This window comes from Rhizobium sp. Nf11,1 (assembly GCF_050587665.1).
Taxonomy (GTDB): domain Bacteria; phylum Pseudomonadota; class Alphaproteobacteria; order Rhizobiales; family Rhizobiaceae; genus Rhizobium.
Map to the genome: position 1 here is coordinate 54,107 of NZ_JBOBHU010000001.1, position 18,030 is coordinate 72,136.

Annotated in this window: 17 protein-coding genes and 1 tRNA gene; 13 read left to right on the top strand and 5 right to left on the bottom strand. The window is 62.3% G+C overall.

The features are described 5' to 3' along the window. Positions 1-9 precede the first annotated feature (9 nt). Positions 10-3,513 (bottom strand): PAS domain-containing hybrid sensor histidine kinase/response regulator, encoded by a 3,504-nt coding sequence (locus ACQ7C1_RS00280; RefSeq protein WP_430956901.1) that lies wholly within the window; start codon positions 3,511-3,513, stop codon positions 10-12. Positions 3,514-3,734: 221 nt separating this feature from the next. On the opposite strand from ACQ7C1_RS00280, the gene mscL reads away from it, so the two are divergent. The 5 genes from mscL to ACQ7C1_RS00305 all read left to right on the top strand — a co-directional run bounded on the left by mscL (position 3,735) and on the right by ACQ7C1_RS00305 (position 9,073). Further along, positions 3,735-4,172, top strand: a complete 438-nt coding sequence (gene mscL, locus ACQ7C1_RS00285) for a large conductance mechanosensitive channel protein MscL (protein WP_183705949.1) — start codon at positions 3,735-3,737, stop codon at positions 4,170-4,172. Positions 4,173-4,292: 120 nt separating this feature from the next. Further along, positions 4,293-5,459: a pyridoxal phosphate-dependent aminotransferase gene (locus ACQ7C1_RS00290; RefSeq protein WP_183705947.1), complete on the top strand. Its 1,167-nt coding sequence runs from the start codon at positions 4,293-4,295 to the stop codon at positions 5,457-5,459. Positions 5,460-5,661: 202 nt separating this feature from the next. Continuing rightward, positions 5,662-6,696 (top strand): UDP-glucose 4-epimerase GalE, encoded by a 1,035-nt coding sequence (gene galE / locus ACQ7C1_RS00295; RefSeq protein WP_183705945.1) that lies wholly within the window; start codon positions 5,662-5,664, stop codon positions 6,694-6,696. A gap of 145 nt (positions 6,697-6,841) precedes the next feature. Continuing rightward, positions 6,842-7,894, top strand: a complete 1,053-nt coding sequence (locus ACQ7C1_RS00300) for an enoyl-CoA hydratase/isomerase family protein (protein WP_430956902.1) — start codon at positions 6,842-6,844, stop codon at positions 7,892-7,894. 240 nt (positions 7,895-8,134) lie between these two features. Continuing rightward, the gene (locus tag ACQ7C1_RS00305; RefSeq protein ID WP_430956903.1) at positions 8,135-9,073 is read left to right on the top strand and encodes an MBL fold metallo-hydrolase; all 939 of its coding nucleotides are present in this window, start codon (positions 8,135-8,137) and stop codon (positions 9,071-9,073) included. Positions 9,074-9,120: 47 nt separating this feature from the next. Here ACQ7C1_RS00305 and ACQ7C1_RS00310 read toward each other — a convergent pair whose 3' ends face one another. Next, positions 9,121-11,181 (bottom strand): ATP-dependent helicase, encoded by a 2,061-nt coding sequence (locus ACQ7C1_RS00310; RefSeq protein ID WP_430956904.1) that lies wholly within the window; start codon positions 11,179-11,181, stop codon positions 9,121-9,123. A gap of 96 nt (positions 11,182-11,277) precedes the next feature. After that, positions 11,278-11,553 (bottom strand): hypothetical protein, encoded by a 276-nt coding sequence (locus ACQ7C1_RS00315; protein ID WP_430956905.1) that lies wholly within the window; start codon positions 11,551-11,553, stop codon positions 11,278-11,280. A gap of 143 nt (positions 11,554-11,696) precedes the next feature. On the opposite strand from ACQ7C1_RS00315, the gene ACQ7C1_RS00320 reads away from it, so the two are divergent. Then, positions 11,697-11,960, top strand: coding sequence for a hypothetical protein (locus ACQ7C1_RS00320; protein WP_430956906.1), 264 nt, complete (start codon positions 11,697-11,699; stop codon positions 11,958-11,960). A 224-nt stretch (positions 11,961-12,184) separates the two neighbouring features. On the opposite strand, the gene ACQ7C1_RS00325 is transcribed toward ACQ7C1_RS00320, so the two are convergent. After that, complete coding sequence (locus ACQ7C1_RS00325; protein WP_430956907.1) at positions 12,185-12,427, bottom strand: DUF982 domain-containing protein; 243 nt, start codon at positions 12,425-12,427, stop codon at positions 12,185-12,187. Between the two features lie 260 nt (positions 12,428-12,687). On the opposite strand from ACQ7C1_RS00325, the gene ACQ7C1_RS00330 reads away from it, so the two are divergent. Beyond that, positions 12,688-13,089, top strand: a complete 402-nt coding sequence (locus tag ACQ7C1_RS00330) for a hypothetical protein (protein ID WP_430956908.1) — start codon at positions 12,688-12,690, stop codon at positions 13,087-13,089. A 176-nt stretch (positions 13,090-13,265) separates the two neighbouring features. On the opposite strand, the gene ACQ7C1_RS00335 is transcribed toward ACQ7C1_RS00330, so the two are convergent. Continuing rightward, positions 13,266-13,340: transfer RNA gene (locus ACQ7C1_RS00335), tRNA-Thr, on the bottom strand. A 156-nt stretch (positions 13,341-13,496) separates the two neighbouring features. On the opposite strand from ACQ7C1_RS00335, the gene ACQ7C1_RS00340 reads away from it, so the two are divergent. The 6 genes from ACQ7C1_RS00340 (at position 13,497) to ACQ7C1_RS00365 (ending at position 17,982) form a co-directional block, all read left to right on the top strand. Beyond that, positions 13,497-13,691, top strand: coding sequence for a hypothetical protein (locus ACQ7C1_RS00340; RefSeq protein WP_085776872.1), 195 nt, complete (start codon positions 13,497-13,499; stop codon positions 13,689-13,691). Between the two features lie 92 nt (positions 13,692-13,783). Continuing rightward, positions 13,784-15,076 carry a UDP-N-acetylglucosamine 1-carboxyvinyltransferase gene (gene murA, locus ACQ7C1_RS00345; protein ID WP_085776873.1) on the top strand — a complete coding sequence of 431 codons (1,293 nt, stop codon included), beginning with the start codon at positions 13,784-13,786 and terminating at the stop codon, positions 15,074-15,076. Between the two features lie 157 nt (positions 15,077-15,233). Beyond that, positions 15,234-15,665, top strand: coding sequence for a DUF2948 family protein (locus tag ACQ7C1_RS00350; RefSeq protein WP_085776874.1), 432 nt, complete (start codon positions 15,234-15,236; stop codon positions 15,663-15,665). A 57-nt stretch (positions 15,666-15,722) separates the two neighbouring features. Further along, complete coding sequence (hisD, locus tag ACQ7C1_RS00355) at positions 15,723-17,018, top strand: histidinol dehydrogenase (protein ID WP_430956909.1); 1,296 nt, start codon at positions 15,723-15,725, stop codon at positions 17,016-17,018. 8 nt (positions 17,019-17,026) lie between these two features. Beyond that, complete coding sequence (locus ACQ7C1_RS00360; protein ID WP_085776876.1) at positions 17,027-17,500, top strand: UPF0262 family protein; 474 nt, start codon at positions 17,027-17,029, stop codon at positions 17,498-17,500. Further along, positions 17,497-17,982 carry a low molecular weight phosphatase family protein gene (locus tag ACQ7C1_RS00365; protein WP_097600272.1) on the top strand — a complete coding sequence of 162 codons (486 nt, stop codon included), beginning with the start codon at positions 17,497-17,499 and terminating at the stop codon, positions 17,980-17,982. The genes ACQ7C1_RS00360 and ACQ7C1_RS00365 overlap by 4 nt, the downstream gene beginning before the upstream one ends. Positions 17,983-18,030: the final 48 nt, after the last annotated feature.

The window sequence follows — 18,030 nt, forward strand, 5'->3', positions numbered from 1 at the left end:
GCTTGCCGGCTATTCCGCAGCCGCGCGTTTGACGCCGGATATCTGGGTGATATAGGCGCGCAGCGCCGCCGGCCGTACCGGTTTGTGCTGAACGGCGATATCGTGCCGCTCCGCCTCGCTGCGCACTTCAGGCGTGCGGTCGGCAGTAACAAGCAAGGCGGGGATGTCGATGCCGAACTGCCGGCGCAGATGCAGTATTGCGGCAAGGCCGGTGCCGTCGTCGAGATGATAATCGGCGATGGCAAGATCCGGCGGCCCGTCCCGGCCGTCCATGGCGATCACGTCGGCAAGGCAATCAAGCGCCGTCACCTCGCAACCCCAGCCGCTGAGCAGCAGCCGCATGCCTTCGAGGATATTCGGCTCGTTGTCGATACAGAGGATTTTCAGTCCCTTGAGCGGCTGCCCCGGGCGGTCGGCGGGGGTGACGGCTACCGCAGCCTCGGCCGGGCGTGAGACGTCGAGCGGCATGGAGATGCGAAATTCAGTGCCCCTGCCATGCGTCGAGAGCAGCTCGACCGGATGGTTGAGCACGCGGGCGATGCGGTCGACGATCGAAAGGCCGAGCCCGAGGCCGGAGGCAGTCTTGGCGCCTTCATCCAGCCGCGCGAATTCCTTGAATACGGTGCGGAATTTCGATGGCGGAATACCGATGCCGGAATCGATCACCTGAATGATCACCTGGTTGCCGCGCCGCCGCGCCCCGACCAGCACCTTGCCGGTGATCGTGTATTTTATGGCGTTGGAAACGAGGTTCTGCACCAGGCGGCGCAGGAGGTTCGGGTCTGAGCGGACCCTGAGCGATGTCGGCATGACCACCAGCTTCAGCTGTTTCTCACGGGCGATCGGGGCAAAATCGGTCTCGATTCGCTCCAGGAGGTCGGAAAGCGCGACCGAAGCGAGCCGCGGCCGCATGGCGCCGGTATCGAGCCTGGAGATGTCGAGCACCGCGCCTAGGATGGTTTCGACCGATTCTAGTGCCGAATCGATATTGCGCACGATCGGGCTGTTGTCGGATTGCGCCATGCGCTCGACCAGCGCCGAGGAATAGAGCCGGGCGGCGTTGAGCGGCTGCAGAATGTCGTGGCCGGCGGCGGCGAAGAAGCGGGTCTTGCCGATATTCGCCTCGTCGGCGGCCGCCCGCGCCTCGGCAAGTTCGCGGTTGACGCGGGTGAGTTCCGCCGTCCGTTCGGCGACGCGCTGCTCCAGCGTTTCATTCGCCTGCTTCAATGCCTGGTCGGCGCTGACGCGCTGGGTGATATCGGTGAAGGTGGCGACGATGCCCTTATCGGGCATGGCGTTGGAGCGCACCTCGATGATCCGCTCGCCGCCGCCGAGCACCAGGGCGAAGGGTTTGTCGAGCGTCAGGAAATGCCGCACCGTCTGGTTGAGATCGCCGGGCGCGATGTCCCCGCGCTGGCTGAGTGTGGTAACGATCTCCGACAGGGGAAAGCCGACCTGGCCGGCACTCTCGGGCAGCTCAAGCAGTTGCCGGAAGCGTCGGTTCCAGATCGTCAGCCGGTTGGAACTGTCGAAGACGGCAATGCCCTGATCCATCTGCGACAGCGCCGTCTGCAGCATGTCCTGGTTATATTGCAGCGCTTCGCTTGCCTGGTCGAGCAGCCATGCGGTGTCGGACGAGGCGTCCTCGATCTTCTGCAGAATCAGCGATAGCACCAGCCTTGCCGAGGACGAGCCGATGGCGCTGCCGAGCAACTGTTCGCTGAAATGGATCAGCGCCATATCGGCCTGCTGTTCGTCCTCCAGCTTGCGGCCGGAACTTTGCTCATAGGTCGTGAACGAGCGCTGCATGCGCTCTTCACCGAGATAACGCGAGATTGCCGCCTTGAGATCGCCGACGCTGATGCGGGTCTTCCAGCCGCGCGTTGCAAATTGCGATCGCGAATGCCGCTTGACGAAGATGCCGGCCTGGATGCGCTCCAGCGGTCGGGCATTGCGAGTGAGCGAGCCGACGATGAAGAAGGCGGTATTGACGAGCAGGCTCATGACCGTCGCATTGACCAGCGGGTCGGCGTCGGGCGCGGTAAACAGCGTCGCGCCCGGAAAGATGAAGCCGAGCACGGCGCTCGCCACATAGGAATAGTCGGGACCGCCGAGCGACGGCAGGAACAACAGATAGACCCAAATGGTGAAGCCGGAGGTCAGGCCGAGGACGGCGCCGCGCGCATTCGCCCGCCGCCAGATCAGCCCACCAAACAGCGCAGGCGCGATCTGCGCGATCGCCGCAAAGGACAGCAAGCCGATCGAGGCGAGCCCGGCGGTGCTGTCGGTCGAGCGGTAATAGGCATAGCCGAACAGCAGCACGGCGAAGATGGCGCTGCGGCGGATGTTGAGCAGCGTCTTGGCGAAATCGTCGCGCTGGCCGGCGCGGCCGGCAAGTTTGCGCCGAAGGAAGATCGGCATGATGATGTCGTTCGACACCATGATCGACAGCGCCACAGAATCGACGATGACCATTGCCGTTGCGGCGGAGAAGCCGCCGATGAAGGTGATGAGCGAAACCACCGGCATCTGGCCGGCAAGCGGCAGCGACAGCATGTAGAAGTCGGCATTGCCAGTGCCGCCGAAGGTCAGGAGGCCGCCGATCGCCACCGGGAGCACGAAGAGATTGATGGCGACGAGGTAGCTGGGAAACAGGAAGCCCGCGAGTTTCAGCTGCTTTGCCGTTCGGTTTTCGACGACGGTGACGTGGAATTGCCGCGGCAGCATGATGATCGCGAAGGCCGACAGCACGATCAGCGTGATCCAGCGGCTGATCGGCGTATGATAGCTAAGCGCCGACATGACTAGGTCGTTCTCGACGGTTTTGCTCCAGAGGTCCGCCGGGCCATCGAAGAGAAACCAGATGACGCAGACGCCGGCTGTCAGGAAGGCGACGAGCTTGACGACCGATTCCATCGAGACGGCGAGGATGAGGCCGTCCTGATGTTCCGTCGCATCCGTATGCCGCGTGCCGAACATGATGGCGAAGCAGGCAAGCACCAGGGTGGCTATGAGCGGCAGGTCGAGGAAATAGAGATTACCGCTGCCGATGCCGTAGTCGGACGGATTGACCATCGCGCTGACGGTGCTCGAGATCGCTTTCAACTGCAAGGCTATATAGGGAATGGTGCCGATCAGCGAGATCAGCGCCACGATCGTCGCGACCGTCGGATTCTTGCCGTAACGCGCGGCAACGAAATCGGCGACGGAGGTGAGCTTCTCCGCCTTGGCAAGCTCGATGATGCGGCGAAGCAGCGGCATGCCGAAGGTGAAGACGAGGATGGGGCCGATATAGATGCCGGCAAATTCCAGGCCGCGTTGGGCGGCAAGCCCGACACTGCCGAAATAGGTCCAGGAGGTGCAATAGATCGCAAGGCTGAGCGCATAGACGACGGGCCATCCGCCTTCGAGCGCGTCAGGACCGCGGTTCTTGCGGTCGCCGTAGCTTGCCACGGCGAAAAGCAGGAGCAGATAGCCGAAGGCAGACGCGAATATGACCCAGCCTGGAAGCATTAGTCCTCCGCCGGCGAAAAGCCGCCGGCACCTCCCGCAACGAAGTCAGCTTAAGGCATTTCAGGTGCCTTGAAAATTCCCGTCCATCTACACCTTAAGTCAAAGGCCTGGTGGCGACTTCACCAGATAATTGCGATTTCCAATTGATTAATTGCAACGAAAATGTAGCTAATCGAAACAACGGCATATCTCTGAAATGGGATCGAAGGGAGACGGATCCGATGCTCAATGAGTTCAAGGCCTTTATCGCCCGCGGCAATGTCATGGATCTTGCGGTCGGCGTCATCATCGGCGGTGCCTTCGGCGGCATCGTCAAATCGCTGGTCGACGACCTTATCATGCCGATCGTCGGCGCCATTTTCGGGGGCTTCGATTTTTCCAATTATTTCCTGCCGCTCTCGTCGGCCGTCAACGCGCCGACACTTGCCGCCGCCCGCGCCCAAGGGGCGGTCTTCGCCTATGGCAGCTTCCTCACCGTTCTCATCAACTTCCTGATCCTTGCCTGGATTATCTTCCTGATGGTCAAGGCAGTGAACTATCTGCGCCAGCAGGTCGAGCGTCAGGAAAAGCAGGAGCCGGAACAATTGCCGCCGCCGCCGGCCGACGTCCAGCTGCTGACCGAGATCCGCGATCTGCTGGCCAAACGCCCGGCCCTCTGATCGGTCTTCGGCCCGCTGTCGGGCGGGCCGCCATTCATCACGAAAATCGATATGCGATCACTTGTTATCATGGGATTTGCCGGCGCAAATCCGCTATGAAGGCGGAAACCGGAGATATGCATGTCGATTGTGAAAAGCCTCAGCCCGCGCGCCATAGCGGCGCCCGAAAGCGGGATCGTCGAAGTCGTCAATTATGCACGCGGCCGCGAAGGCCTGTTGCCGCTCTGGGTCGGTGAAGGCGATCTGCCGACCCCCGATTTCATCAGCAGGGCGGCGATGGAAGCGCTTGCATCAGGCGAGACCTTCTATACCTGGCAGCGCGGCATTCCGGAGCTTCGCCGGGCGCTGTCGGATTATTACGACAGGCATTTCGCCGTCCGTCTTCCGGCCGAGCATTTCTATGTCACCGGCTCCGGCATGCAGGCGATCCAGATCTGCGTGCAGGCGCTGACTTCGCCTGGCGACGAATTCGTTTATCTCACCCCCGCCTGGCCGAATATTGCCGCAGCCCTCGAAATAGCAGGTGCCCGCTCCGTCGGCGTCCCGCTGCAGTTCGAAGGCGGCAAATGGACGGTCGATCTCGGGCGTGTCGAAGCCGCCATCACATCCGGGACCAGAGGCATCTTCATCAACACCCCTTCCAACCCGACGGGTTGGACCGCGACGAAGAAAGATCTCGGCGATATCCTGGCGCTCGCCCGCAAGCATGATCTCTGGATCATGGCGGATGAAATCTACGCGCGCTATTACTTCGCCGGCGGCCGCGCCGCCTCGTTCCTCGACGTGATGGAGCCGGACGACAAGATCGTCTTCGTCAATTCCTTCTCGAAAAACTGGTCGATGACGGGTTGGCGCGTCGGCTGGATCGTGGCACCCCCCGAAATGGGCCAGGTGCTCGAAAATCTCATCCAGTATTCGACCTCAGGCGTGGCGCAGTTCATGCAGAAGGGCGCCGTCGCAGCCCTTGATCAAGGCGATGATTTCGTCGCCGCCAACATCGCCAAGGCGGCGCGGTCGCGCGATACCCTCTGCGATGCGCTGATTGCCACCAATCGCGTCGAGACGCTGAAGCCCGACGGCGCGATCTATGCGTTCCTGAAGATCGACGGCGTTGCCGACAGCCGCAGCGCCGCCATCGATATCGTCGACAAGACAGGCGTCGGCCTTGCTCCCGGGGCTGCCTTCGGCGCCGGCGGCGAACTCTTCCTGCGTGCCTGTTTCCTGCGCGACCCCGCCCAGGTGGCGATCGCGGCCGAGCGGCTCTGCGACTATATCGTCAAGCGCTGAGAGGGCGCGGGGCACACCGTGCGGGATGATTTCGTGCCGGAATCGGCCGATCGATAAAACTGTAGCGAAGAGCGAAATCGGCCTCTAACCACGACTCCAAACATACCCGTTCAAAAGACTAACAACGGCGCCGTGATAAGAAAATTGGAAAGAAAACCGGCGCCTGATGCCCCTGCTTATAAATTGAAGCGGGGTGTGGGGCATGGCGGTTTTGGTGACGGGCGGCGCCGGATATATCGGCAGTCACATGGTTTGGGCGCTCATCGATGCCGGCGAGGATGTGGTCGTGCTCGACCGTCTCTCCACCGGCTTCCGCTGGGCGGTGGCGCCGGAGGCGCGTTTTTATCTCGGCGACGTCGCCGACCCCGACATCCTGAAGAAGATCTTCATCGAAAACGACATCGAGGCGATCATCCATTTCGCCGGCTCCGCCGTCGTGCCGGTGTCTGTCGCCGATCCGCTCTCTTATTACGACAACAATTCCGGCAGGACCCGTGCGCTTCTTTCCGCCTCGATCAGGGCCGGCATCCGCAACTTCGTCTTCTCCTCGACGGCCGCCGTTTACGGCCAGCAGCAGAGCGATCTGCCGGTGAAGGAGACGGCTCCCCTCAACCCGGAAAATCCGTACGGTCAGTCGAAGCTGATGACCGAAATCATGCTGCGCGATGCCGCCGCCGCTTACGATTTCAACTACGTCGCCCTCCGCTACTTCAACGTCGCCGGCGCTGACCCGCACCACCGCACCGGCCAGTCGACCTCCGGCGCCACGCACCTCATCAAGGTTGCCTGCGAGGCAGCGCTCGGCAAGCGCGACAGCGTCCATGTCTACGGTATCGACTATCCCACCCATGACGGCACCGGCGTGCGCGACTACATCCATGTCAGCGATCTCGCCGATGCGCATCTGAAAGCGCTGCAGCACCTGCGTAGAGACAAGGGCCCGCTCGTCGCCAATTGCGGTTATGGCAGCGGCTATTCCGTGCTCGACGTCTTGAACATGGTCACCCGCCTGCACGGGCATTCCTTCAAGATCCACATGGCGCCGCGGCGCGCCGGCGATTCGGCAAGCGTCGTCGCCGACGCTTCGCTCGCCCGGCAGGTGCTCGACTGGAAGCCCCGATACGACTCGCTTGAGACCATCGTCCAGAGTTCGCTCGATTGGGAACTCTTCCTGTCGAACAGAAACGTCGACGACCTGAACAGCATCCACCGCGCACTTGCCGCCGCATCCTTCTGAGCGGTGTCTATGCGAGCCGCTGCGAAGCCGCAGCGTCAGCCCGAGGGTCCCTGTCGGCCTGAGCAGTCGATCGGTGCCGGGCCTGAAATGCTCTGGAGCGATGGCGCATCCTCGTCTATGCATGGTGCAGCAGATGAGGTGAACCATGCAGCACGGCGAAGTGATCATCGAACGGCGGGGCACTGCCGGCATCATCCGGCTCAACCGGCCGCGGGCGCTGAACAGTCTGACGCTGCCGATGATCCGCGCGCTCACGGAGGCCCTTCATGACTTTGCCTCCGAATCCGATGTGGCAAGCGTCGTAATCACCGGCGAAGGCGAACGCGGCTTCTGTGCCGGCGGTGATATCCGTGCCTTGCATGAAAGCGCCCGCGCCGGTGATGATCTCGCCGGAACCTTCTGGCGCGAGGAATTCCGCCTCAACCATAAGATTGCCGTCTATCCCAAACCCTATGTCGCGCTGATGGACGGCATCACCATGGGCGGCGGCGTCGGTCTGTCCTCACACGGCCGCCATCGCATCGTCACCGAGCGTACGCGGCTTGCCATGCCCGAAACCGGCATCGGCTATGTCCCCGATGTCGGCGCCACATGGCTGCTGCCCAAGGCACCCGGCGAAGCCGGAACATGGCTCGGCCTGACCGGACTCGACATTGGTGCTGCGGATGCGATCTATGCCGGTCTTGCCGATGTTCAGATCGCTTCGTCGCGGCTCGACGCGGTGATCGATGCTCTTTGCGACCTGCCGCGCGCCAGCGCGTCGACTGAAGTCGATGCCCTGCTGCAGGGATTTTCCGAGCCACTGGGGGAAAGCCGGTTGCGGCAGAACGCCGATATGATCGACCACACATTTTCCTTCGACAGCGTCGAGGAAATCCTCGGGGCTCTCGCCAAGGAAGAGGGCGAGTTTGCCGCCGAGACGCGCCGGGTGCTGCTCAGCCGGTCGCCGACCAGCCTGAAACTCGCTCTGCGGCTGCTGAGGGCCGGCCGGCGCAGCGCTTCGCTCGCTGAATGTCTTCGCCGCGAACTCGGCGCCTGCCTGCAGATGCTGGATAATCCCGATTTCTTCGAAGGCATCCGCGCCGCTGTCATCGACAAGGACCGCAATCCGAAATGGTCACCGGCATCAGTCGAGGCCGTGAAGACGGAAACGGTCGAACGTTTCTTGGAACCGGCCGACCCGCCGCTTTCACTCTGACGCTGTCATCCTCTGAATGCCCAATGCGCGGCACCGTGCGGCTGGTGAGAGCCTTTTGCTTCCTGTTGCCAGTCTCTTCAATACCAAATCTCCGGCGCGACACGCCGAAACCATAGGCCGCCCTGTCCTAAAGCCTAGCTTTCTCTCTCCCTTGACCTGATCGACCGCCAGATACGCTTCGGCATAGTGTCCGCGACGTGACCCATAACGGACATCTCTCGATCAAAACAGGAGCGCATCATGTCGCAGGCAGAAGCAAGAACCCGAACGACTGGTCAGCAGGAGCCTGGCAGTCCGAAACATGAAGAATTGGTTCCGTCGCGCTACGCGGTACGGATCGGCGAAATCGAAGTGCTGATCATCAGCGATGGTGTGCTGCCGCTTCCAACCGCGATGCTGGGACACAACGCCGACGCGGCCGAACGGGCGGTCTGGCTGGATGATATGTTCCTGCCGCAGGACGCTTTCGACTGGGCGCTGAACGTGGTCCTGGTGCGCAGCGGCGGCCAGACCATCCTCATCGACGCAGGCTTGGGGCTGGATCCGGACTTGAACTTGCCGCGCGCGGGTCAGTTGATCAAGCGACTGGAAGGCGCCGGCATCGATCTGGCATCCGTGACCGACGTGGTGCTGACGCACCTGCACATGGACCATATCGGCGGGCTGCTGGTCGAAGGGGTCAAGGACCGACTGCGCCCGGACCTCAGGATTCACGTGGCGGCTGCCGAGGCGAAGTTCTGGGAAGCGCCCGATTTCAGCCACGTGTCCATGCCGCCCGGCTTCCCTGATGCGCTTCGGGCGATGGCAAAACGTTTCCTGAGCGAGTACGGCAGTCATCTGACGCTGTTCGACGAGCAATCCGAGGTGGCGCCTGGTGTGGTGGCCCAACGCACCGGCGGCCATACTCCCGGACATAGCGTGGTCCGCCTGGCGTCCGGCGGCGACAGGTTGACATTCGCCGGCGATGCCGTGTTCGCGGTCGGGTTCGAGCACCCCGACTGGTACAATGGTTTCGAACATGATCCCGAAGAAGCGGCTCGCGTTCGCCTCGATCTTTTGCAAGAGCTGGCCGCGACCGGTGAACAGCTGGTGGCCACGCACCTGCCGTTCCCGTCCGTCGGCCGGGTGGCGGTGGACGGCGAAGCCTTCCGTTGGGTGCCGGTCTTCTGGGACTATTGAGCGCCGATCCAAAAAGCGTTGCATAGAGCCGATCTATGCAACGCACTCTATCGCCACATGCCGCGCATGCGGGCGCCGACGTCGATGCGCACCTGGCGCGCTTGCGCCTGTGCGGCGGCTTCCGACTTCACCTGCGGCCAGCTGCAGGCCTCGAAAAACTGCAGCAGCGTCGCGGGAATGAAGCGGCTGCGCGAGGCATAGACGTGCCGGTCGCCCTGGGCGTTCTGCCCATAGGTGAAGAAGCGTTGCGGCACGACAAGGTCGAGACCGTCGCGGGCGCGCGTCATCGCCACATAGAGCAGCCGGCGTTCTTCCTCGATTTCGGCGGTGGCGCCGACGGCGAGATCGCTGGGGATGCAGCCGTCGACGACGTTCAGCATGAAGACTTTCGTCCATTCCTGGCCCTTGGCGGAATGGATGGTCGACAGGATGAGATAGTCCTCGTCGAGAAGCGGCACGCCGGCCTGATCGCTGGTCGCATCCGGCGGATCGAGCGTGAGCTCGGTGAGGAAACGTTCGCGGGAGGCATAACCCTCGGCGATCTGCTCCAACTGCAACAGATCGGCCTGCCGTGTCGAAGCGTCCTCGTGCAGCCGCTCCAGATGCGGCGCATACCATTGCCGCGCCAGCCCAATTTCCGCCGGCCAGCCGGCCTTGCCGGATTTCAGCTGCTGCAGCATCGAAACGAAGGCGGTCCAGTCCTCGCCGGAGCGTGGCGGCGCCGGCATAGACGCCAGAGCAGACAACGGGCTCGCATCCTCGGCCATCAGATCGAGCGCCTTCTGCGCCGTCGACGGCCCGACCCCCGGCAGGATCTGCATCAGCCGGAATCCCGCCACCCGGTCGCGCGGATTTTGCGCAAAGCGAAGGGCGGCGAGCATATCCTTGACATGCGCGCTATCAAGAAACTTCAAGCCACCGAACTTGACGAAGGGAATGTTGCGCCGGGTCAGCTCGACCTCCAGCGGCCCGCTGTGATGGGCGGCGCGGAAGAGCACGGCCTGCTGCTTGAGCTTCAGGCCTTCCTCGCGATTGTCGAGCACCTTGTCGGCGACATAACGCGCCTGCTCGGCCTCGTCCCGCACAGAAACCAGGCGCGGCCGCTCCGCCGATTGCCGCTCGGTCCAGAGATTCTTGGTGAAGCGCTCGGAGGCGAGATCGATGACGGCATTGGCAGCCGCCAGGATCGGCTGCGTCGAGCGGTAATTGCGATCGAGTGTGACGATATCGGCGGCCGGGCTGAAGGCGGCGGGAAAATCAAGGATATTGCGCACCGTCGCCGCGCGGAAGGAGTAGATCGACTGCGCGTCGTCACCGACGACCGTCAGCCCCTGTCCCTGCGGCTTGAGTGCTAGCAGGATCGAGGCCTGCAGCCTGTTGGTGTCCTGATATTCATCGACGAGCACATGGTCAAAGCGGCTGCCGATATCCTCGGCAATCACGCTCTCGCCGACCATCTGCGCCCAGTAGAGCAGGAGGTCGTCGTAATCGAGCACGTTCTGAGCCTGCTTCGCCTCGACATAGCAGGCGAAAAGCTCACGCAGCTGTTGCTCCCATGTCGCGCACCAGGGAAAGGCGTCGCGCAGCACCTGATCGAGCGCGGTCTCCGAATTCACCGTCCGGCTATAGATGGCAAGGCAGGTGCCCTTGGACGGAAAGCGGCTTTCCGTCTTCGAGAAGCCGAGATCGTGCCGGATGAGGTTCATCAGATCGGCGCTGTCTTCGCGGTCGTGAATGGTGAAATCGGCATCGAGGCCGATCTGTTGGGCATAATCGCGCAGCAGCCGCGCGCCGATGCCGTGGAATGTGCCGGACCAGTTGAGCGCATCGGCCATGATGCCGGCATTCGAACCCAGCACATCACGGCAGATGCGCTCGACGCGCCGCGCCATCTCGGCGGCTGCCCGGCGCGAGAAGGTCATCAGCAGGATGCGGCGCGGATCGGCGCCCTTGACGATCAGATGGGCGACGCGATGTGCCAGCGTGTTCGTCTTGCCGGAGCCGGCGCCGGCAATGACCAGCAGCGGCCCGGCAATATGACTGCCGTCGGTGAGCGTGCCGTGCTCGACGGCCATGCGCTGCTGGGGATTGAGCTTTTCGAGATACATCCAGCCGTCCGGTCGGGCTCCCGCAGAATCACTGCGAGAAGATTAGATGTTCCTTGAATGTTCGCGATTTCAGCCGCTGTCAAGCGGCACGGGACCTCAATCGGGGAAATCCGGGCCGATCACGCGCCGCACCAGTTTCAGGCTGCGGTCCGGCTGGAGAATATAGGTTTCCTCCACACGCTGGCCCGTCTCATTGTAGAACTGGTTGTAGACGGCGCTGCCGACCGGCGACTTGGTGAGTTTGGTACGCGGCTGGCCGCCATAGGTGATGCTGCCGGGAATGGGTTCGAGCGCGGCCGTATCGGCCGAGGAGCAGCCGGCCAGCAATGCCCCGGCAAACAAGGCGGACAGAAACGCTTTCATCGCAGTCATCCCTCTTCAGACTGCCGATAGATATGGAAAGCGCGGCCTCTTTCGCCAAGGGCTGCCCGATGCGCAGTCGCCTGCTGTGGCGCTGAGGGAACCAAAGCGCCCTCCAGGTGTTGAAATGCCGGACCTGAACGCTGGAGACCATCATGCAGACGCTTCTTCGCCTCTGGGCGTCCACCCTGATCATCGGCTGCGGCGTCTTTGCCGGCCCAGCCTATGCCTCGCTCGAAACCGGCATGGATTATTCCGCTTTGCCGAAGGATCAGATCGCCCTTAACGAATATACCGGCAGCGTCGCTTGTGAGCCGGCAGAACCGCACTACCTGCCGTCCTTCATCCGCGCGGCTGACGGCACGATCATCGGTGTGGGATATATCGAGATGGAGAATGAGGCTGGCGCGGATTGCTGAAACCGATCCGCTCAAACGAGGCTCGCCTGCGTTTCCGGATGACGAGCCTCTGACCGTCATCATGACGGCTGGATGTTTTCTATCGAAACAGCTGCCTCAGGCGCAACGCCCTTTGCGCCCAAACCCGGCGCCTGCTCGATGCAGGGTTAAGTGAAAATTAAACAATGTATCGTCCCGGCACAGTTTTACTGACCAAACTGAAAAAGGCCGGACGCCCTGCCGCGTCAATGCAGCTTCAGCTTCGCCTCTTCGGCCGCTGCCAGGAACTCGGCTCTTGCCTCCTCCACACTTTTGCGACCGTCCAACGCTGCCCGGCAGGTGCTGCGGGCCTTGATGTACCGAAGCCCGCGCGAACTCGGCCAGAAATCTGCCAGGCATTTCAGGGCATCGAACGGCCCGTTGACCGTTCGCGCATCGGCTCCCTCGAAACCGACCGTGACCGGGCTGTTCCATCGTTCAGTTGCCATCGATACTCCTCCACGATTGTCGACAGAAACAGGGTGCGACGCCTCCCATTCGCAGGACGGTCGCCGCCATCATAGGCATTCTAGCGCGATTTTTGCCGTCAACAATGGTGAATCGTCTGTTGCTGATAGGCGGAATGCCGACTTGAGTGAGGCGAATCGCCTGGGTGTGCACGCCCGGAGGAATTTTTGAGCAGTCGCAGATAAGTTGTATGGCGCTTGCGCGCTGCTACCGCTACCATGCTCGGGAAAGCTGACTCGATATGGGGTTAGATGGAAATTTGATCCAGGCTGCTTTGCTCTGCGGGGCGCTGGCAATGCCGGTTTTAGCCTACGGCGCAGAGAGGGCCGCTGAAGAGGCTTTCCTGGCGCGCCCTTCCACTGAAGTCGTCCCAAGAATGCAGCGGGAATATATGCGGGTTAGGCTGCCATCATTGGGAATCGATATCGCTTCCTATTACGCACGGATAAGTCTCAATCGATGGTACGTCGAGGGCATATTCGAGCCAGATGAAGATCTCGTGATAACTGCCGAACGGATGGAACGCTGGGAATTATCCCCGTTCCTGCCTTATTATCTCGAAGAGGCTGAAATTCCCGATTGTGCTGCAATGCTGTCCTCTTCGTGCAGATGGCTGCCCCTCACCCTCACCCTCTCCCCGTAAACGGGGCGAGGGGACGTGCCACGCGAGAGCTTCGCGAGGGACGGAGGTTGCGGCATATCCTCTCCGCCCGGCAAGCGGGCCGAAGGACGGGTCGAGACCGTTGGCTCGACCAGCTCGGTGGCGGCAGCCGGATGAGGGCAGTCAGGCGCGTAAGAAAATGGTGTCCGAAAGAAAACTGGTGCTGCCGAGTGGGATTGAACCACCGACCTCACCCTTACCAAGGGTGTGCTCTACCACTGAGCTACGGCAGCAGGACCAGATCCGCGCGGAGCCGGGCGGCTCAATTGCGGGAACGGGGCGGCTATTGCCACAGCTTGACGACAAGCGCAAGCCGCAAAATCCAACTTCGCGTGGATAGAGATGCAAGGGACTTTTGGATCGGCGCGAATTCGGCTAATTCTGTTGACATGAACGACAAGACCGAAGCCGGCCAGAAGAGCCGTAAAGAGGCGATCGAGGCACAGGCGAAACTGCGCCGCGAGCGCGCCGCCGAAAAGCTCAGGGAAAATCTTTCCAGACGCAAACAGCAGGTGCGCGCCCGCCGTTCCGGCCAGGCCGACGAAACTAATGGGCTGCCCGCCGCAAAAATGGACGAATCGTAATGTTCCGTCCCGGGCGAATTGAAGCCTCTTCATAAATCCCCTAAACACCTCACTCCTTCTTTCAAGGCAGAACTTTCAGGAAGTAAGCGCACATGGATCGTATCAGAATTGTCGGCGGTAATGAGCTGAATGGCATCATTCCGATTTCCGGCGCCAAGAATGCCGCACTGCCGCTGATGATCGCCTCGCTTCTGACCAGTGACACGCTGACGCTGGAAAACGTGCCGCATTTGGCAGACGTCGAGCTTCTGATGCGCATCCTCGGCAATCACGGCGTCGATGTCGCCGTCAACGGCCGCCGCGAGCGCCAGGAGGATTCCTACGCCCGCACGATCCATTTCACCTGCCGCACCATCGTCGATACCACCGCTTCTTACGAACTGGTCTCGAAGATGCGCGCCTCCTTCTGGGTTATTGGGCCGCTCTTGGCGCGTGAGGGCCATTGCCGTGTTTCGCTGCCGGGCGGTTGCGCCATCGGCACGCGCCCCGTCGATCTCTTCATCGACGGCCTGACGGCACTCGGTGCGACCATGGAGATCGATGCCGGCTATATCAATGCCCGGGCGCCCGACGGCGGGCTGATCGGTGCGCGCTACACCTTCCCGAAGGTCTCCGTCGGCGCCACCCATGTGTTGATGATGGCCGCGACCCTTGCCCGCGGCACTACTGTCATCGGCAACGCCGCCCGTGAACCCGAAGTCGCCGACCTCGCCAACTGCCTGAACGCCATGGGCGCCAAGATATCAGGCGCCGGCACCTCGACCATCACCATCGAAGGCGTCACCTCGCTGTCGGGCGCGCGTCATCGCGTCCTGCCGGACCGCATCGAGACCGGCACCTACGCCATGGCCGTCGCCATGGCCGGCGGTGACGTCGTGCTCGAAAATACCGATGTGGCGCTGCTCGAAACCGCGCTGGAAACCTTGCGCCGGACTGGCGCTGACATCTCCGCGACCAATAACGGCATGCGCATCAGGCGCAACGGCGCCGGCATCAAGCCGGTCGATATTGTCACCGATCCTTTCCCGGGGTTCCCCACGGATCTGCAGGCACAGTTCATGGCGCTGATGACCCGCTCCTCCGGCATCTCGCATGTCACCGAGACGATCTTCGAAAACCGCTTCATGCACGTGCAGGAGCTTGCCCGGCTCGGCGCCAGGATCACGCTCTCCGGCCAGACCGCGAAGATCGAGGGTGTCAAGCGCCTGCGCGGCGCGCCCGTCATGGCGACCGATTTGCGCGCCTCCGTCTCGCTCGTCATCGCCGGCCTCGCCGCCGAGGGCGAAACCACAGTCTCCCGCGTTTACCACCTCGACCGCGGCTTCGAGCGGCTCGAAGCGAAGCTGACCCGCTGCGGCGCCGTCGTCGAGCGCATCAGCGAGTAAGAGAGACCTTCATTCCGGTTGCGTAATCGGTCGCAGCATCTTATTTCCCTTGTCTGACGCATCGCCATTCCGGCGATGCCCGTTAAATAGCAAAAGCATGATGTCGCCCGAAAACTGCTCGCACTTTTCGGCATCCTGCTCTGGGGATTGAGACTGAATGACCGACCTGAAGCTTGTTGCGCTTGATGACGAGGACCTCGCGATCATTTCTGCGCATATGCAGGATAGCGTCTTCAAGGTCGGCGACATCGACTGGTCGCCGCGCGGTGCCCAGTTCGCGCTTGCCGCCAATCGTTTCGTCTGGGAAAGTGCCGCGCGCAAGCGCAAGGGTTTTGAGCGCCGCCGCGCCGCCCTGGTGTTCAAGCGCGTGCTTGCCGTCCGTTCGCTCGGCGTCGATCGCGGCAAACGCGATGAGGTGCTGTCGCTGCTGGCGCTGCGTTTCGAGAAGAAGGGCGAGGGGCCGGATGGCACGATCGAGCTGGCGCTGTCTGGAACGGCCTCGATTGCGCTCGACGTCGAATGTATCGAGGTGCAGATGGCCGATATCGGCGGCGCATGGCAGGCGGCTTCCAAACCCCGGCACCCCTAAAGGGCTTGATGCCTGAAGTTTGAACATCGCGGTTCGAGTTGAGAAGGAATATAGCTCTTGGCAATCTGGCTGGATCAGGCATCGGAAGGTTTCGAGCAGCATTTTGCCGCCTTTCTGACGACGAAGCGCGAAGTGTCCGAGGATGTGAATTCAGTCGCCCGTGCTATCATCGATGATGTCAGGGCGCGCGGCGATGTGGCGCTGGCCGAATATTCGCTGAAATTCGACGGCATCGATTTTGCCACCGTGCCGATGCGCGTCACGCCTGAGGAGATTGACGCCGCAATCGAGGCGGTGCCTGCCGAAGTGCTGGGCGCGCTGAAGCTCGCGGCCTTGCGCATCGAGAGCCACCATCGCCGCCAACTGCCGAAGGACGATATTTACGAGGACGACATGGGCGTCGGTCTCGGCTCGCGCTGGACGGCGATCGAGGCGGTCGGGCTCTATGTTCCGGGCGGCACCGCGAGCTATCCGAGCTCGGTGCTGATGAATGCGGTGCCGGCCAAGGTCGCCGGGGTCGACCGCATCGTCATCGCCGTTCCCGCCACCGGCGGCGCTGTCAATCCGGCGGTGCTCGCCGCCGCCAGGCTTGCCGGCGTCACCGAGATCTACCGTGTCGGCGGCGCTCAGGCGATCGCCGCTCTCGCTTATGGCACCGAGACGATCGCACCGGTCGCAAAGATCACCGGCCCCGGCAATGCCTATGTCGCCGCCGCCAAGCGCCACGTCTTCGGCACCGTCGGCATCGATATGATCGCCGGCCCCTCCGAGGTGCTGGTGATTGCCGACAAGGACAACAATCCCGATTGGATCGCTGCCGACCTTTTGGCGCAGGCCGAGCACGATGCCAGCGCCCAGGCGATCCTCATCACCGACGATGCCCTATTCGGCAAGGCGGTGGAGCAGGCGGTGGAACGCCAGCTGAAGACGTTGAACCGCGCCGAGACGGCAGCGCCAAGCTGGCGCGATTTTGGCGCGGTCATTCTCGTTGCCGATCTGAAGCAGGCCATTCCGCTTGCCAATCGCATCGCAGCCGAACATCTCGAGCTCGCCGTCGCCGATCCCGACCGGCTGCTCGACGGCATCCGCAATGCCGGCGCGATCTTCGTCGGCGCTCATACGCCCGAGGTCATCGGCGATTATGTCGGCGGTTCGAACCATGTGCTGCCGACGGCGCGTTCGGCCCGCTTTTCCTCCGGTCTATCAGTGCTCGATTTCGTCAAGCGCACCTCGATCCTGCGCCTTGGGCCGCAGCAGTTGCGCACCCTGGGCCCGGCGGCGATCGCGCTTGCGGTCTCCGAAGGCCTCGATGCCCATGCGCGGTCGGTCGCGATCCGCCTCAACCTCGATTAGGTGAGGGGATGGCGGCGGGCGAATTCCGGCTTTGCGACGTCGTCCTGGACGATACGATCGGCCGTTCGACGCCCGATGTCGAGCATGAGCGCGCCGTCGCCATCTTCGATCTGATCGAGGAGAACAGCTTCGAGCCGCTCGGCCATTCCGGCGGCCCTTATCGGCTGAACATCTCGCTGGTCGATTCGAAGCTGGTCTTTGCCATCAAGACGGAAGAAGGCGGCGATGTCGCCACTCACATTCTGTCGCTTACCCCCTTCCGGCGGATCGTCAAGGATTACTTCATGATCTGCGAAAGCTATTACGAAGCGATCCGATCGGCGACGCCAAGCCGTATCGAGGCGATCGACATGGGCCGGCGGGGCATCCACAATGAAGGCTCGCAGACGCTGAAAGACAGGCTGGCCGGCAAGATCGAGGTCGATTTCGACACCGCCCGGCGGCTTTTCACGCTGGTCTGCGTGCTCTACTGGCGTGGATGACGGCGATGGAGCTTGCCGGCGATGTCGAAGACGCGAAGAGGCCGGGCGCGATCCTCTTCATGTGCGGTCTGAACGCCATCCGCTCGCCGATGGCCGAAGCGATCGCCCGTAGCATTCTGCCGTCCAATACCTATATAAGGTCGGCCGGCGTTCGCGCCGGCGAGCGCGATCCCTTCGTCGATGTCGTGCTTGAGGAAATCGGGCTTTCCCTTGGGCGCCGCCAGCCGCAGACGCTTGATGAACTCGAGGACGATTATTTCGATCTGATCATCACGCTTTCGCCGCAGGCCCATCATGCTGCGCTGGAACTGACGCGGTCGAACGCGGTCGACGTCGTCTATTGGCCGACCATGGATCCGACGGTCGTCAGCGGGACGCGCGAACAGATATTGGACAGCTATCGCGAGGTCCGCGACCACCTGGCCGGTCTCATCGAAAGCCGGCTGCTCAGACGAAATGGCATTGCCGCGCAATCGGCATGAAAACAAATAAAGGAAAGCCTGATCAACAAGGTTCACAAACCTGCGTTG

Excerpts from the sequence above, each read along its gene's own strand:
- ACQ7C1_RS00280 (WP_430956901.1), bottom strand. The coding sequence starts at position 3,513 with ATGCTTCCAGGCTGGGTCATATTCGCGTCTGCCTTCGGCTATCTGCTC.
- mscL (WP_183705949.1), top strand. The coding sequence starts at position 3,735 with ATGCTCAATGAGTTCAAGGCCTTTATCGCCCGCGGCAATGTCATGGAT.
- ACQ7C1_RS00290 (WP_183705947.1), top strand. The coding sequence starts at position 4,293 with ATGTCGATTGTGAAAAGCCTCAGCCCGCGCGCCATAGCGGCGCCCGAA.
- galE (WP_183705945.1), top strand. The coding sequence starts at position 5,662 with ATGGCGGTTTTGGTGACGGGCGGCGCCGGATATATCGGCAGTCACATG.
- ACQ7C1_RS00300 (WP_430956902.1), top strand. The coding sequence starts at position 6,842 with ATGCAGCACGGCGAAGTGATCATCGAACGGCGGGGCACTGCCGGCATC.
- ACQ7C1_RS00305 (WP_430956903.1), top strand. The coding sequence starts at position 8,135 with ATGTCGCAGGCAGAAGCAAGAACCCGAACGACTGGTCAGCAGGAGCCT.
- ACQ7C1_RS00310 (WP_430956904.1), bottom strand. The coding sequence starts at position 11,181 with ATGTATCTCGAAAAGCTCAATCCCCAGCAGCGCATGGCCGTCGAGCAC.
- ACQ7C1_RS00315 (WP_430956905.1), bottom strand. The coding sequence starts at position 11,553 with ATGACTGCGATGAAAGCGTTTCTGTCCGCCTTGTTTGCCGGGGCATTG.
- ACQ7C1_RS00320 (WP_430956906.1), top strand. The coding sequence starts at position 11,697 with ATGCAGACGCTTCTTCGCCTCTGGGCGTCCACCCTGATCATCGGCTGC.
- ACQ7C1_RS00325 (WP_430956907.1), bottom strand. The coding sequence starts at position 12,427 with ATGGCAACTGAACGATGGAACAGCCCGGTCACGGTCGGTTTCGAGGGA.
- ACQ7C1_RS00330 (WP_430956908.1), top strand. The coding sequence starts at position 12,688 with ATGGGGTTAGATGGAAATTTGATCCAGGCTGCTTTGCTCTGCGGGGCG.
- ACQ7C1_RS00340 (WP_085776872.1), top strand. The coding sequence starts at position 13,497 with ATGAACGACAAGACCGAAGCCGGCCAGAAGAGCCGTAAAGAGGCGATC.
- murA (WP_085776873.1), top strand. The coding sequence starts at position 13,784 with ATGGATCGTATCAGAATTGTCGGCGGTAATGAGCTGAATGGCATCATT.
- ACQ7C1_RS00350 (WP_085776874.1), top strand. The coding sequence starts at position 15,234 with ATGACCGACCTGAAGCTTGTTGCGCTTGATGACGAGGACCTCGCGATC.
- ACQ7C1_RS00360 (WP_085776876.1), top strand. The coding sequence starts at position 17,027 with ATGGCGGCGGGCGAATTCCGGCTTTGCGACGTCGTCCTGGACGATACG.
- ACQ7C1_RS00365 (WP_097600272.1), top strand. The coding sequence starts at position 17,497 with ATGACGGCGATGGAGCTTGCCGGCGATGTCGAAGACGCGAAGAGGCCG.